Below are 14,744 nucleotides of genomic sequence, written 5' to 3' on the forward strand. Positions count from 1 at the left end.
TTAGTCAATGGTCACATACAAAAATCTGAGCGTCAGGGAGAAAGGCTTCGGAGTACGAGGCTGGAAAGCAGCCCAGGCGCGACCTCCGTGTAGTCGAAGCTGTACTGCAAAAGCAACGGATTCATGAACGGACGCATGACCAGGTAGATGGCCGCCGTAGCCTCGTCTAACGGCGTCTTGCGCTCGAAGTCTCCGGTCTCGCGCCCCTCCTGCAGGACATTGCGCAGCAGTTGCTGGATGCGGCCCTCATAGGCGATCACCGACTGCCACCGCTCGGTCGCAGCCGAGGCAGCGATTTCGTAGAGCTTACGGTCGTGGGAAAACAGCCGAAGACTAGCCTCCGTCAAGGCTTTAAACATGCGGCGGAGCTTCTCCGGCGGGGACCCGGCCTCGGCCAAAGCGGCATTCACGTCGGACTCGATCTCGCGCAGGCAGTTGGCGCAAATCATCTCGCCAATGGCCTGCTTGGACTCGAAGAACTTGTAGATGTAGGCCTTGGAAAAACCAATCGCCTTGGCCAGATCGGACACAGCGGTCTTCTCGTAGCCGTACCGACTGAAGTGCTCGGTGGCGGCGGCGACGATCTGATCTCGTACGTCATGGTCCGCCGGGCCGCGGGCGGAAACGGGGTAAGGAGTGGTTTTCATGGGCTTCAGCTTACGCCAGTCGAGATAGTTGAACAACTTGTGACCGATTTGTACTATAGTCACTCAAAACTTCGATGGACGTCGCCATGTTGCCAAAACACTCCCTTGCAGCCCTTCTCGTTGCCGGCCTGGCCACAGGGTGCGCTGTCGGCCCCAACTATGTGAAGCCGGAGGCGCCGGTTCCCGATCGATTCCTGGGTCAGACCTCGGTCGAGCAACGGCCCGCCCATGGTCCAGCGGATCTGTCCGCGTGGTGGGCCGGTTTTGGCGATCCGCAGCTCACACGGTTTGTTCAACTCGCGTTGGAACAGAACCTGGACCTCGCCCAAGCCTTCGCCCGTGTTACACAAGCGCGCGCTGGTCTGGGTGCGGCCAACGCCGCGTTGCTGCCCTCGGGCAATGTCACAGGCCAAGCGGCGCGTGCATATCAGTCCGTCGAAACGCCTCTAGGCCGCGTATTGAATGCAAGGCCGGGCTTCGACCGCTACGGCAACGCGTTCGAGGCCGACGTCAACGCAAGCTGGGAACTGGACGTATTCGGCGGACTGCGCCGTGGCCGAGAGGCAGCATTGGCCGACTATCAGGCCTCCCGGGCAGGCGCAGTCGCCACACGGCTGGCAGTGGCCGCGCAGACCGCTGATATCTACATCACCATCCGCGGCTTGCAAACGCGCCTGAAGGTGGCCCGTCACCAGGTGCAAACACAGGAGGAATTGCTCTCCACCATCAACCTGCTATACGGCAAGGGGCTGGCTGCCGAGCTTCAAGTCAGGCAGGCAGAGGGCGCGCTCGCTCAGGTGCGCGCGTCCATCCCGCAGCTTGAGACGGGCCTCCACGCGGCGATGAACGCACTGGACGTAATGCTCGGCGCGCTGCCGGGTACACATCGGACGGAGCTTGCGCAAGACGCCGACATTCCGGCCGCGCCGCAGATCGCCATCAATGGATCGCCAAGCGAGTTGCTAAGGCGCCGGCCGGATCTCATCGTTGCTGAACGTCGCCTGGAGGCATCCAACGCGCGCATCGGCGTTGCCATTGCAGAGTACTACCCGAAGTTCTCGCTTAGCGGCCTGCTGGGTAGCGCCACATCGGTGGGCGCCGGCAGCTTATTCGGCAGTGGCGCCAGTCAGTTTGCTGGCGTGCTCGGCCTGCGCTGGCGCCTCTTTGATTTCGGTCGCATCAATGCGCAGATCGATCAGGCCAAAGCCCAGGAAGCCGAGATGCTGGCCGCATACCGGCTCGCCGTGCTGCGCGCCACGGAAGACGTGGAAGACGCGTTCTCTGCACTGGTCAAGCGCGAGGAACAGACCGCCGTGCTCACGCAAGGCGTCGATTCGCTCAGCCGCGCGCGGAACGCTTCGTTTGCCGCGTACCAAAAAGGCGTCGTCAGCCTGATCGAAGTCCTGCAAGCCGACGAAAGCTTGCTGCGTGCATCGGATGCGCGCGCGCAAGCGCAAACCGAATCGGCACGCGCCGCCGTCGCCGCCTTCAAGGCGCTGGGTGGTGGCTGGCAGCCCGATACATCGACCGCAATTGCCAGCCAATAGCGCGCACTGAAGAACCCATTTACCGCAAGCCCCACTCACCCATACACAAAGAAGCTGCCATGTCGAATTCCAAAGTTGTCGTGATCACCGGCGTGTCCTCGGGCATCGGCCGTGCCACCGCTGCAAAGTTTGCCCTGCGAGGCTGCAGAGTGTTCGGCACCGTACGCAACCTCGCAAGAACACAGCCAATCGCCGGCGTTGAACTGATCCAGATGGATGTCCGCGATGAAGCCTCGGTTCGGCACGGTGTCGATACCATCATCAGGCGAGCGGACCGCATCGATGTGCTGGTCAACAGCGCTGGTGTGGGCCTGCTCGGCGCAACTGAGGAAACATCGGTTGCCGAAGCACAGACCCTATTCGACACCAACGTGTTCGGCATCCTGCGTACCACGCAAGCCGTATTGCCGCATATGCGGGCGCAGCGTTCTGGACGCATCGTCAACATCAGCTCGGTGCTGGGCTTTCTGCCGGCGCCTTACATGGGCCTCTATTCGGCATCTAAGCACGCAGTGGAGGGAATGTCCGAGACGCTGGACCACGAGGTGCGCAAGTTCGGCATTCGTGTCTCGCTTGTGGAACCCTCATTCACCAAGACCAGCCTGGATACCAACGCGCCCCATGCGGCTTCCAAAGTCGCGGCCTATGACGCGGAGCGTGGTGTTGTTTCACAGGCCATTCAAAAAAGCGTCCAGAAGGCGCCGGACCCCGATGGTGTCGCAAGCACCATCGTCGATGCTGCACTGGGGGCATGGAAGATGCGCCTTACCCCCAAAGGCGAAGCATCCCTTCTGAGCAAGCTGCGCCGTTTCATGCCGGCAGGACCGGTCGACTCAAGTCTGCGCAAGACGTTCGGGCTCTCCTGAAACGTGTTGCCCGAAGCAGATCCGGCTCACACATTATCGGAAGAGCCTAATGACGAATCCAGACAGCTCAGCAGCCGCGGCTTCTGCCGCGAACGCTTCGATTTTGCCCAATGCACACCTCGACACCGCATCCCCTTGGCCAGTGTTCGGGGTGGCCAGCGTTGCGGTGTTCCTGGTTTCGATGGACGGCACGATGCTGTTTGCTGCGTTCAGCGCATTACGTGCAGGATTTCCGCAAGCCACTGCGGCCGACCTTTCCTGGGTGCTGAATGCCTATACCCACGCGCCTGTACAGTGCTCAAGCCCTATTGAGCAATGCCGTCGAAGAGGCGGACACGCAAGCTCCGACAGCGGAGCCTGCCTCCCCCCAACAGCAAACGGCTGACGGGATTGCGCTGAGTACCTTGTCAGATTCGCGCCTCTGCTCGCGCTCGTATCGCCTCGAGGTCGTGCGGAGCAGGATGCAGTTGAAGCCGTTGCCCGGCTTTAGCGACCTGACTTGGCGTGTCATGCCCCAGCAGCGCAGGAAGGCGACGCGATACCGCCACCAGACCGGCCAGGTCGACTCCCGTGTCGTAGCCCATCAGTTCAAGCGCATGCACGGTATCTTCGGTACAGATGTTCCCGGTGGCGCCAGGTGCGTACGGACAGCCACCAATGCCACCCAGTGAAGCGTCGAAGCGGTCTGCGCCGGCCTCGATTGCCGCCAGCACATTGGCGAGCCCCATGCCTCTGGTGTTATGGAAGTGCAGCGTCAACGCGGCATCGGCCCATCGCTCACGGAACGCTCGCACAAGCGTGTTCACCTGCGTGGGATACCCCATCCCGGTGGTATCGCACAGCGTGATGCTGTCGGCGCCCAACTGCGTGTGAAAGCGCTCCGCCCAGTCCAGCACGGTCGCCATCTCGACTTCGCCTTCCATCGGACAGCCGAATGCGCATGAGAGCGAGACATTGACGCGAACGCCAGCCCCGCGAGCCAACGCAGCCACTTCGCGCAGCCCGCCAAACGACTGCTCACGGGTCATGCGCAAATTTGCGAGGTTGTGCGTTTCGGTGGCCGACATGACAAGGTTCACCTCATCCGCCCCGCAGTCGATCGCACGCTCGGCGCCCCGCACGTTCGGCACGAGCGCGCTGTACACCGTGCCCGGCACGCGACGGATGCCTTTCATCACGGCCTCCGCGTCAGCCAGGACGGGAATGGCCTTGGGCGAAACGAATCCGGTGACTTCGATCTTGGCGAGGCCCAAAGAGGACAGCGCATCGATCAGCGCAATCTTTTCTTCAGTGGGTACAAAGGTGCATTCGGCCTGCAATCCATCCCGCGTGCCGACCTCTTGGATGTGGATGCGGCGGCGATTCCCGTTCCAGGCAGTCATGCGATGACTCCTTTGTTCCGCAGCACGTCGATCTGATCATCGGCGATGCCGAGTTCTCGCAACACCGCAGTCGTGTCCTCTCCCAATCGTGGCGCAGCGGTGCGAACGGTGCCCGGTGTGCCCTCCAATTTCGGGACCACGCCCGGCACTTCCAACGTGTCCCCTTCACGGGTGCGCTGCGAGAGGATCATGTCCCGTGCACGGTAGTGCGGGTCTTCAACGATGTCCTTGGCGGTATAGACTTTCCCGGCCGGTACGCGCGCTTCAGCCAGCAGGTGCAACGCCTCTTCGACCGTTCGCAATGCCGTCCAGCTGCCAATGGCGCCATCAAGTTCTTCAACCCGAGCGACACGGCCCGCATTATTGGCAAAGGCAGGATCGTCCGCGAGATCGGTGCGCCCGATGGTGTGCATCAGGCGCTTGAAGATGCTGTCACCATTGCCAGCGATGAGGATATAGCCGTCCACACACCGATAGGCATTTGACGGTGCGATGCCTGGCAACGCACTGCCGGCAGCCTCTCGTACGGCACCAAACGCGCTGTACTCCGGGATCAGACTTTCCATGACGTTGAGCACAGCCTCGTTCAGAGCCACGTCGATGACCTGGCCCTTGCCGCCGTTCACTTTGCGGTGGTACAGCGCCGTGAGGATGCCGATCGTGCCGTGCAACGCGGCGAGCGTGTCGCCAATGGAGATGCCGCACCGCACAGGTATGCGGCCCGGCTCGCCGGTGAGATGACGCAGGCCGCCCATGGCTTCGCCAATGGCGCCGAACCCGGGCAGATCACGGTATGGCCCCGTCTGCCCGTAGCCAGAGATACGCAACATCACCAGGCCCGGGTTCAGTTCCGACAGCACATCCCAGCCTAGCCCCCAGCTTTCCAGCGTGCCGGGGCGGAAATTCTCAATGAGCACATCGGCTGAAGCAATCAGTTCTCGCGCGATCTCTTGCGCTTCCGGGTTGCGCAGGTCGAGCGCCACCGAGCGCTTGTTTCGGGACTGCACCTGCCACCAAACGGAGGTGCCGTCCTTCAGCATGCGCCAGTTGCGCAGGGGGTCGCCCGCGCCGGGTGGCTCGATCTTGATCACCTCGGCGCCGAACTCGCCCAGCGTCTTGCCAGCAAAGGGCCCCGCGATCAATTGCCCCATCTCGATGACGCGCACCCCTTGGAGTGCCATGGGAGCGCAATGGATTTCGTTACCGGATTGCACGTGTTGTTGTTGCATCTCTCTACCTCAGTCTTTGGCGCGCAGCTGGGCTGGCATCGCGAACGTCAGGATGGCCGCACACACAAGCCCGAGGCCGCCAATCAGGTAAAGCGCCGGCGTGGTGCTGCCCGCCATGTCCTTGATTCGTCCGACGACCACCGGGCTCACGATGCCGCCCAGTTGACCTAGCGTGTTGATGAGGGCGATGCCGGCTGCTGCCCCGGCGCCTGCGACGAGCTTGGGAGGCAGCGCCCAGAACGCGGGAATCGCGGCCACCACGCCCGCGCCCATCATCGCGAGGGCCAGGACCAGCATGGCGGTCTGCTTGTCGAAAATGCCGGCGCTGAAGAATCCCACCGAAGCCAGCACCATCAGCCCAATCACGAACTTGCGGCGTTCGCCCGTACGGTCTGACACACGGCCTACGACGACCATGGTGATCGCCCCGCACAGGTAGGGCACAGCCGTTAGCAGACCGATGGTGGTGGGGTTGGTGATACCTGACGTGCGAATCATGTGCGGCGCCCAGAAGTTCAGGCCGTACGAACTCACCTGGATCAGGAAGTAGATCAGCCCGAGCATGAGGAAACCCGGCGTCTTCAACGCACCGATCAGCGAGTGGCCGGCTATATCGCGGTTCTGCCGCGCGATGTTGGCGCTCAGCAGCGCACGCTCCTCCGGCGCAAGCCAACGGGCATCTTCAATGCGGTCCTTGAGCACCTTGAAGACGATGTATCCAAGAAGCACGCAAGGCAGCCCGCCCACCAGGAACAACCAGTGCCAGCCGCGCATGGCAAGCACACCGTCCATGTGTGAAAGCACCAGGCCCGATGCAGGCGCCCCAAGCAGCCCTGCAAACGCAGATGCCAGGAACAGCATGGAGGTCATCCGGCCGCGGTAAGCCGCCGGGAACCAGATCGTCAGGTAGTACAGGACGCCCGGAGCAAAACCTGCCTCCATCGCACCAATCACGAAGCGCAGCCCATAGAACTGCCATTCGGTTTGCACAAACGCCATCAGCGCGGTGGCAATGCCCCACGAAACCATGATGCGGGCAATCCACCGACGGGCGCCCACCTTGTACAGCATGAGGTTGCTCGGTACCTCGAACAGCACATAGCCCACGACGAACAGCCCGGCGCCGAGCCCGTATGCCGTGTCGCTCAGACCCAGGTCGGTCTGCAATGAAAACTTGGCAAAGCTGATGTTGATGCGATCAAAGAACGCGAACAGATAACACACCATGATCAGTGGCATGACGCGCCACGCTATCTTGCTGACGATGCGCGCTTCGTCGATTTGCGTTGGTGGTGTGGCCGCCTGAAGCGGCATGGTTTCCGTGCCAGCCATCGTTGTCTCCTGTGGATGCCGATGTCAGGCGACGGGGCGCTCACATGGGTGAGGCTGGCAACCTGCATCGTTGGGGTGCGCTCTGAATGGCGCGTGCAGGCATTCTGGTTGCGGCCGGGCCGCGGCAGAAGAACAAATGCGAGAACCGAGCTTTCACGAAACGCGAAAGCGGCTTAGGAACCTACGGGGTGGTCGACCTCAGATGCTCGATCAATGTGCGGACGTGGCGTGGCACCGCATTGATGTCACGCAGGCCCAGCAACAGGCTTCGCTGGGCCCAGTCATCCTTGAGCGCGATCTGGCGCAGCTGCATTGAGCGCACCAGCTCACGCACGGCCTGCAAGGGAAGCACGGCGACACCCATCCCGGCGGCGACCATCTGGCACATTGCGTCGAAGCTTCGCACGCGAATGCGCAGCTTGAGGCGACGCCCCATGGCCTCGGTTTCGGTCTGTAAGCGTTCGGCCAGCGATGTCCCCTCTGACAGGCTGACAAAATCGTAGTCGAGGGCTTCCGCCAAATGAAGCTCTCTGCGACGGCTAAGCGGATGTTGCTTGGGCACGACCAGCCCGAGATGGTCTTCGCGGTAATCCAGACACTGCAGGCCGAGCGTCGGCGTACGGTCTGCAAAGATGCCGACGTCAGCCCGGCCGTCGAGCACCGCCAGCACAATATCGCTGCTGTTCTTCTCTTCCAGCTCGATGCGGATGCCCGGATTGGCCTGCGTGAACGTTGCCAGCTGCTGTGGAAGGAATTGCGTCACCGCAGAGGTATTCGCCCACAGCCGCACGACGCCTACGATGCCCGAGGTGAAGTCCGACAACTCGGCGGCAAGCAGATCGACGTCCGCGAGGATGCGCTGCGCATGGCGGTAGAGCGCCTGGCCGGCCACCGTGAGCGTCACACCCCGCGAATGGCGCTCCAACAGCGGCGCGCCCATCCCGACCTCCAGATCGGAAATCCGCTTGCTCGCAGCGCCGACCGCCAGATGCGCCAATGTGGCCGCCTTGCTGATGCTGCCGGTGCGCGCCACCAAAGCGAACAGCGACAGAGAAACAAAATCGATGCGGTGTGGGTTGATCATGGCAGCAGATTGATGGGTCTTGCTCAGCGGATGGTATAGCCGGCCGTGCCGACAACGCTACCGTCTCGCAAAACACCGCATGCTGAACCTCTGGTGAGGCGCTCGTCGATCTCAAACATTCGATGTCGGGTGTGTGAGCGCGACATTCCGCGGTCAAACACCCGCGCATGGCCCTCCGAGGTCCAAACGCGGGCCAGAAACATCCGACCCATCGGACCTCGGAGACCCGTGCTTCGCCGTCAAAGGGTCGACGTTGTCCCGTTGAGGCCGACGCTCAACCGTCAGAGGGTGGAAGGCGTCTCTCGGAGGTCGGAAATTTGGAGCTCAGACTGCGGAATGCGACGGTTTGAGACTCGCATGCCGCCCTCCGGGGTTCGACGTCGACGCTTGACCGTCCATGTTCGAGCCACAGACGCCCCTGATTGATCGCGCGCCTTGGAACGCACGAGCGGAGCGAGGCGATGCCATGGCGCAATGGCGTCGGCAATGCAGTGCCTAATCATCGAGGGACCATCCCGGATTCGGCACGTTTTTCCCTTCGCGATAGGTCCAGTTCGCGCCGCACGTGCGGCATATGAACGTGCTCACCGTGACGGCGGAAGTCTTGGAGGCTTTGATGCGCTGCGTGTCAGTGATTCTCAGGAAAGCATGGCCTGGCGCACCAAGTCGGTGGACTTCGATCGCAAGGCAATCGCGGCAAAGTGTCATGCCAACTCCTCTCTTAAGTAACGTGGGCCTGATATGGGGCGGGCGCCAAGGGAAGCGCCTTGGCATTAGGCTACGCGTTCGTCAACATCGTCTTCGGCTAGACGCCAAACACAGGGCCGCCGTACTTCAACAGCAATTGCTCGATCTGGCTCATGTCATCGGTGCGCGGCGTTCTGTCTTCCGTCACGCGTGAGGGGCCGCCATAGACGGCAGCCACATGCCTGCGCACCGTCAGTACATCATCGGCCGGTGGCGTGACGATGACCGCATCACCCGGTACGTGCCGATAGCTGCCATCTTTCCACCCCTGGGGCGTCAGATGCAGCTCTTCCCACTCTTCACTGGCAGACATGGTGATTTCCTTCCCTTTGACTTCGGAGTTGCGCCTGCCGTCGCCGCAAGCGAAAAAGCCGCCCTAGGGCGGCTTGCGTGGTTCAGTTCGTGTGGCGGTGCGTCAGGCGTGCGATGGCTGCTCTTCCGGCAAGCCGCGCGGCATTCCTCGCGAGGGCTTCGGTGCCATGCACGTTGTGGCGCATCGAGACGTTGGCCAGAAGACGTTCCGTGCCATCCCGGTACTCGTTGATGAGATAGGTGGCAAACCAGACGCCGGGTTCTTGTTCAATTGGGTACACGGATACCGTGTACGGGGAGTCGACTTTGTTCAATACAGTGCTAGGTTCGGGCGAGCGCTGATGCAGGTGTGGAGCGCTTGGGCAATCCAATTCCTGCCGATGCACTACGCCACGATGGGTAGGGCCAACGCCTTGGAGCACGCATACAAATGCATGACGCAAGCGATTGGAAACGAGGTGACCGTACTTGCGTAGGCCGGCGCGCCAGTACATACGCGCTGCATACGGAGCGGATAAACCGCCGGTCAGGTAGGTGATGGGCCGCATGGCCCAAGATGATTCGGGTGTACGCCCGACGGGTGGCCAGCGCTTAGTGTGTTGTCTTGCTGGGCACCCTGCCCGATCCATTTGAACGATGGGCAAAGGTTGCGCATGGTAACAGCTTCTCGCAACCTCGCTCGTCGCGAGCGGCATTGGCTTACCCCGCTGCTGAGCACACGCAGCATCCTATGCCGCACTTCGAAAGATCGTCATGCCGCCGCGCATTGATCGGAGTAGAGTGAGCCCGGCCGCAGCACTACGGTTCTTGCGTCGTTCAGTACGAAAGCATGGGTTTCCGCACCTGGGCGCTCTTGCGTGCTGATGTGGCGACTCGCGGCGTGAATCACATTCACCGCGTCTGGAATGGGCGCCCCACCTTGCATGACCAGCCAGGAAACAAGATGACGCATGCCTCTGGTAAGACCAGCTTTCTCTGCACCCTCCCCGGCGCGGCAAAGAGCATGGCGTATTCCATCACGGTCGGTTTTATCCGCGATGGGGAGCCGAACTGCGTGCAGTTCACCAGTTTCGTGGGTGAAGGAAGGCGGTCCTTCAGGCTGTTGGCAAGCGCCCCGGATCTTGCGGCCGCAGCCAGGGGCAGCATTGAAGCCTTGTGTCGGCTGGCCATCGGGCAAGTGATTCGAGACAGTCTTCACGCGAAAACTGCGCAGGGCGACCATACGCTCGACATGCGCGTGCAGCCTTGGGAAGGCGATCTCAGACCGGCGGGATCACGTCACGCATAGACGCCGCTTCGTCCGCATTTGGTTATTCGTGGATAGTTCAACGAAGCCGGCACAAAGAGCGTACAGTGGGCTACCCCTTTCAACGGAGATTGCCGTGGATGCCTATCCGATTTGCCGCTACAAGGGGTTCGATGTTTACCCCCTCATCTATCTGTTCGATCCGCCCCGTGAATGGCATGAGCCTCGTCCTGATCGGTCTTACAGTGCCTCCGTGCTGATCTGCGAGGAAGGGCAGCCACCGAGTACCGAACGCTCCCGGATCTTCCCACTGCTGGCCACCCAATGGGACAGCATCGGGACGGCAAAACGCGCTGCCGCGAAGATGGCCGAAGACATCATTGATGGATTTGTGCCTGGCCTGCCCTTGCATTCCCTGTAACTGCATCCCTTCACGTAGTTACGCAGTGGTGGGCGACCCACTAGAACCGGTATCCAACATTCAGGCTGAAGACGACCGGCTTCACGTTGATCACCGTCTTGTTGACGGCCAGCACCTGGCCTTCCTGGCTGCGCAGCGTGATGGTCGAAGTGGTCTTGAGCGGCAGATAGGCGACGGTGCCGACCAGCGTCCAGTTCTGGGCGAACTCGTAAGACATGCCGATGTTGGCGACTGGCGCCCAGGAACTGGAGGTCGCTGCCGACACTTTGGCGGGGCCGGTCGGGATCTGGCCCATACCCAGCTGCAGGACTTGGCCGAGGTTCTGCATCGCGCTGACGAAATTCGGGTTCAGGCGCAGTTGGGTGAAGAAGTTGTAGCTGACGCCCGCGCCGATGAACGGCCGCAGCCTGCTCTGCGCGGTGCCGAAGTAGTACTGCCCAATGAGCGCAGGATTCCACGCACGGGCAGATGCGACCGGGTTGTTCTTCGGCAGTCCCAGATCAATGAGCGTGAGGTTGCCAAGCGCCGGCACCGGCGCGATGACCTTGCCGCGACCGTAGATGTCAGTGGTGGGCGGGATGCCGCCGACCGCCGTAACGGCCCAGTTGTCGTTGACGAAATACGTCTGCGTGAGTGACAGCGTGGTTGAGCTGCCCGTCTTGGCGCTGGTGCCAGGCGATTCATAGGTGCCCAGGCCCAGCGCGCTGGTCGAGGTGGACAGCGGCGTTGACGAATCCGTGGGATGAATATGAAGCACCCCAACCGAGAGCACGTTGCGCCCGCGGATGTAGCGGTCAAAGAAGCTGCCATCGCTGGCGGCCTGCGCTTCGTTGGATTGGGCATGTGCCACGGGAGCTGCCATTGCGATGGCGGCCGCCACGGCAAAAAAAGAACGAGCGGGGGCGGAGCGCAGAGTGAAGTGCGCCATGGTGTGTCTCCTGTTTTGGAATCGTTGTATTGGCTAAGGCAGGCTGGGGCGTGACGGACTAGGGAGGCGCGCCTCCGTCTGACGAGATGGAAAACGAAAACGGGAATCGGCCAAGGACGGCCGCCACGCCATCGTGCGATGCCGGGTCGCGCAGGCCCGCACGTACCGAGATGCCGGTAGTCTTGTCTTCATCCAGCACGAGGCGCACGCCCTCGATGCCTGCGTCGCGCAGCGCGCAGTGCAAGGCATCGGCGGTTTCCATGCGCTTGAGCGCGGGCTTGAAGATCTTGCCCACCGCCGTGAGCGGCATGGCATCAACGATGTGGATTTGCTTTGGCTGCGCAGCGCGCTCAAGGATGGTTTCGCGCACGAAGTCGGCTAGTTCTTCGTGGCTGGCCGTGGCGCCGGGCTTGAGCTGGACGTACGCCACGGGCAGCTCGCCGGCATGTGCATCGGGCCGCCCGATGGCCGCCGCGATCTGCACAGCCGGGTGCCGGTGCAGCGGCTCTTCAATGGTGGCCGGATCGATGTTGTGGCCGCCACGGATGATGAGTTCCTTCTTTCTGCCGGTCAGCCAGAAATAGCCGTCACCGTCCATGCGGCCGAGATCGCCCGTGTTGAGCCACGCCCGGCCATCGCCCAGGTCGATCCACAGTCCCTTGTTGTGCTCGGGCTGCACGTAGCCGCCGAAGACGTTCGGGCCCGAGATGACGAGGACACCAGCTTCGTCGGTAGTGCAATCACGCAGATACCGGCCGTCTTCACCGAGCACTATGGCCTTCATGAGTTGGCCCGGCACACGCAGGCCAATGGAGCCGAGTCGCCGGTCGCCCAGCGGTGGGTTGACGCTGCTCACGCACGTGCCTTCGGTCAGGCCGTAGCCCTCCAGAATCTTGACGCCGGTACGCTGCTGGAACGTGCGAAAGACTTCTACGGGCATGGGTGCCGCACCGCACAGGCCGTACTGCAGCGAGCCGATGTCGTGCTTGCCAACGGGCACATCGAGCAACGCCGCATACAACGTCGGCACCGCGCTGAAAAAGTTGATGCGATGGCGCTCGACGATCTCCCAAAAGCGCGCGACAACACCCTCGCCGCGATAGCCTTGGGGCGTGCCGAGCACTACGTGCGCGCCCTTGGAAAACGGCAGAAGACCGGTCGCCAGCACGGCGTTCACATGAAACAGAGGCAACCCGCAGAAGATGGTCTTGCCGGGCCCCACGCTGTTGCCGAGGAACTGGCCTGCGGCCCACGCATTGGCCACCTCGTTGCCATGGCTGCGCATGGCAATCTTGGGCAGGCCGGTGGTGCCGCCCGTGCAGAAATATGAAGAGGTATCCCCCACATTGAAGACCCGCGGAAACGCCAGCGTTGCGCCGGATTCGCGCGCCATCGCCCGGCCGAAATCGTGAAGCTGGATATGTCGCGGCACGGCGGCACGCACACCTTCCCGGCCATGGAGGCGCTTGCATTCCCTGCGCTGCACGAGCCGCGCCATCCAACCCTTGGGCCCGCGCACACGGTCGGCCAGGTTGACGAGCACCAGATGCTCGAGCGATGCCACCTCGCCCAGAATGCGCTGCACCTTCGGCCACAGATCGGTGCCCGGAAACGGCGCCAGCGTAACCAGCACGCGCGCGCCGGCAGCCTTCAGCAGATCGGCAATGGCGGGCCCTTCAAGCAGCGGGTTGATGGCGCAGACCGTGCCCGCCGCCTCGCCGCCCCAGATCACGAAATGCGTTTCCGGCAGGTTCGGCAGCACGTAGGCCACCACTTCATCGCGACGAATACCGAGCCGCGTGAACAGGTTGGCCGTGCGCGTGATGTCTCGCACGAGCTCGCGATACGTCCACGTCTGCGCCTTGCGATGATCCGCCGCGCGCAGGAAGAACGAGAGCGCTGGTGCAGACGGGTTGATGGCGGCGCCGCGCCGGATCATTTCGTACGTACTGGTCGGTAGGTCTGCGGGCATTCCCCGCGCTTCAATGGCGAGGATGTCGCCCTGGTTTGCAATGCCGTTCATGCTGCGTCTTCCACCACGCGGTTGCGTTGCGTGCCGAGGTCGATCTCGCTGTCTGCGCTGAAGATGCGCGCTTCGACAACGTCGCCGGGCTTCAGGTATTGCGGGCGCGCAGCCTGCACCTTCATGAACATCCGCCACTTGGTGGCTTCCGGCAACAGCGCGGCGATGCGCTGCTTGGCGGGGGACGGCACGCTCAGCGCGCAGCCCGCGGGCGTGCCCGTGGCGATCAGGTCACCGGCGTGCAGGTCGTGAACGCCCGATAGCTCGGTCAAGGTTTCTGCGGGCCTGTGGACGAGGTTGGCGGTGGAATCGCTCTGCCGGATCACACCGTTGACGGCCAGCCTCAGTTGCAGATCGCGCAGCCGGCCGAAGTCGTCTTTCTGCAACAGGCACAGGTACGGGCCCACCGGGCCGAACGTGCGATAGCTCTTGCCCTTGTAGAACTGCATCTGCGGAATCTGGATGTCGCGCGCCGAGTAGTCGTTGACGATGACGATGCCCGCCACGTAGTCATGCAGGTTGGCTTCCGTGACGGACTCGCGTGTCGTCACATCGCGTTTCATGACGAGGCCCAGCTCGATCTCGTAGTCGAGAAACCGCACGTGACGGGGCCGCACCACATCGGACGTGGCCGGCACGATGCAGCCCGGCGCCTTGGTGAACACCATGTTGAAGTGCTTTGCATCCGGGTTCATGCCCGATTCGATCATGTGCTGGCGGTAATTCGCACCCAGGCAGACGAACTGCTGATTGCGCGTGACCGGCGAAAGGATTTCGACCTCAGACACCTTGATGGCGGTGCCGGCCAACCCCGAAAGCGCTTCCACCGTGTTGGACTGGAGAAACGCCGCGGTGGTCGGGAAATCGCCCGGAATGGGCGTGATCATGCCGGCGCGGATCACGCCCCACTGGGCGCGACCCTGGTATCGGTAATGGAGGACATTCAGTGCCATGGGCGTATCGGGGCTGTCGGTAAAGGA

15 protein-coding genes and 1 pseudogene are annotated in these 14,744 nt (G+C 62.4%); 5 read left to right on the forward strand and 11 right to left on the reverse strand.

Annotation, left to right across the window (positions count from 1 at the left end):
• Positions 1-32: 32 nt before the first annotated feature.
• Positions 33-647, reverse strand: a complete 615-nt coding sequence (locus tag R2669_RS10490) for a TetR/AcrR family transcriptional regulator (RefSeq protein WP_147216723.1) — start codon at positions 645-647, stop codon at positions 33-35.
• A gap of 86 nt (positions 648-733) precedes the next feature.
• Between R2669_RS10490 and R2669_RS10495 the strand changes: the two genes are divergently transcribed.
• From R2669_RS10495 to R2669_RS10505, 3 genes and pseudogenes are all read left to right on the forward strand, one after another.
• Positions 734-2,194 carry an efflux transporter outer membrane subunit gene (locus tag R2669_RS10495; protein ID WP_316888387.1) on the forward strand — a complete coding sequence of 487 codons (1,461 nt, stop codon included), beginning with the start codon at positions 734-736 and terminating at the stop codon, positions 2,192-2,194.
• Between the two features lie 59 nt (positions 2,195-2,253).
• Positions 2,254-3,060, forward strand: a complete 807-nt coding sequence (locus tag R2669_RS10500; RefSeq protein ID WP_147216719.1) for an oxidoreductase — start codon at positions 2,254-2,256, stop codon at positions 3,058-3,060.
• Between the two features lie 49 nt (positions 3,061-3,109).
• Positions 3,110-3,340 (forward strand): annotated as a pseudogene (locus R2669_RS10505) (MFS transporter); the annotation flags it as partial.
• Positions 3,341-3,467: 127 nt separating this feature from the next.
• Here R2669_RS10505 and R2669_RS10510 read toward each other — a convergent pair.
• The 7 genes from R2669_RS10510 to R2669_RS10540 form a co-directional block, all read right to left on the reverse strand.
• Positions 3,468-4,442: a hydroxymethylglutaryl-CoA lyase gene (locus R2669_RS10510; protein WP_316899999.1), complete on the reverse strand. Its 975-nt coding sequence runs from the start codon at positions 4,440-4,442 to the stop codon at positions 3,468-3,470.
• Complete coding sequence (locus tag R2669_RS10515; protein WP_316900001.1) at positions 4,439-5,671, reverse strand: CaiB/BaiF CoA transferase family protein; 1,233 nt, start codon at positions 5,669-5,671, stop codon at positions 4,439-4,441. Before R2669_RS10515 ends, R2669_RS10510 begins: the two co-directional genes overlap by 4 nt.
• 9 nt (positions 5,672-5,680) lie before the next feature.
• Entirely contained in the window at positions 5,681-6,985 is a 1,305-nt protein-coding gene (locus tag R2669_RS10520) for an MFS transporter (protein ID WP_147216757.1), read from the reverse strand.
• A 199-nt stretch (positions 6,986-7,184) separates the two neighbouring features.
• Complete coding sequence (locus R2669_RS10525; RefSeq protein ID WP_316900843.1) at positions 7,185-8,084, reverse strand: LysR substrate-binding domain-containing protein; 900 nt, start codon at positions 8,082-8,084, stop codon at positions 7,185-7,187.
• Positions 8,085-8,582: 498 nt separating this feature from the next.
• The gene (locus R2669_RS10530) at positions 8,583-8,795 is read right to left on the reverse strand and encodes a hypothetical protein (RefSeq protein ID WP_147216714.1); all 213 of its coding nucleotides are present in this window, start codon (positions 8,793-8,795) and stop codon (positions 8,583-8,585) included.
• A gap of 97 nt (positions 8,796-8,892) precedes the next feature.
• A complete protein-coding gene (locus R2669_RS10535; protein ID WP_147216712.1) occupies positions 8,893-9,147 on the reverse strand; it encodes a translation initiation factor 1 in 255 nt (84 codons plus the stop codon).
• A gap of 82 nt (positions 9,148-9,229) precedes the next feature.
• Positions 9,230-9,460: an isochorismatase gene (locus tag R2669_RS10540; RefSeq protein WP_147216710.1), complete on the reverse strand. Its 231-nt coding sequence runs from the start codon at positions 9,458-9,460 to the stop codon at positions 9,230-9,232.
• 629 nt (positions 9,461-10,089) lie between these two features.
• On the opposite strand from R2669_RS10540, the gene R2669_RS10545 reads away from it, so the two are divergent.
• Together R2669_RS10545 and R2669_RS10550 are read left to right on the forward strand one after the other, a co-directional pair.
• The gene (locus R2669_RS10545; protein WP_316900845.1) at positions 10,090-10,434 is read left to right on the forward strand and encodes a hypothetical protein; all 345 of its coding nucleotides are present in this window, start codon (positions 10,090-10,092) and stop codon (positions 10,432-10,434) included.
• A 94-nt stretch (positions 10,435-10,528) separates the two neighbouring features.
• A complete protein-coding gene (locus tag R2669_RS10550) occupies positions 10,529-10,813 on the forward strand; it encodes a hypothetical protein (protein WP_147216708.1) in 285 nt (94 codons plus the stop codon).
• A gap of 40 nt (positions 10,814-10,853) precedes the next feature.
• Here the strand turns inward: R2669_RS10550 and R2669_RS10555 are convergent, their stop codons facing one another.
• From R2669_RS10555 to R2669_RS10565, 3 genes are read right to left on the reverse strand one after another with little or no spacing between them, the layout of a single operon-like run.
• On the reverse strand, positions 10,854-11,741 hold the full coding sequence (locus tag R2669_RS10555; protein WP_147216706.1) for an OmpW/AlkL family protein: 888 nt from the start codon (positions 11,739-11,741) through the stop codon (positions 10,854-10,856).
• Between the two features lie 58 nt (positions 11,742-11,799).
• Positions 11,800-13,764, reverse strand: coding sequence for an acyl-CoA synthetase (locus R2669_RS10560; protein WP_316900004.1), 1,965 nt, complete (start codon positions 13,762-13,764; stop codon positions 11,800-11,802).
• Complete coding sequence (locus R2669_RS10565) at positions 13,761-14,717, reverse strand: fumarylacetoacetate hydrolase family protein (protein WP_316888405.1); 957 nt, start codon at positions 14,715-14,717, stop codon at positions 13,761-13,763. Before R2669_RS10565 ends, R2669_RS10560 begins: the two co-directional genes overlap by 4 nt.
• Positions 14,718-14,744: the final 27 nt, after the last annotated feature.

This window comes from Ralstonia edaphi (assembly GCF_958350185.1).
GTDB lineage: Bacteria > Pseudomonadota > Gammaproteobacteria > Burkholderiales > Burkholderiaceae > Ralstonia > Ralstonia edaphi.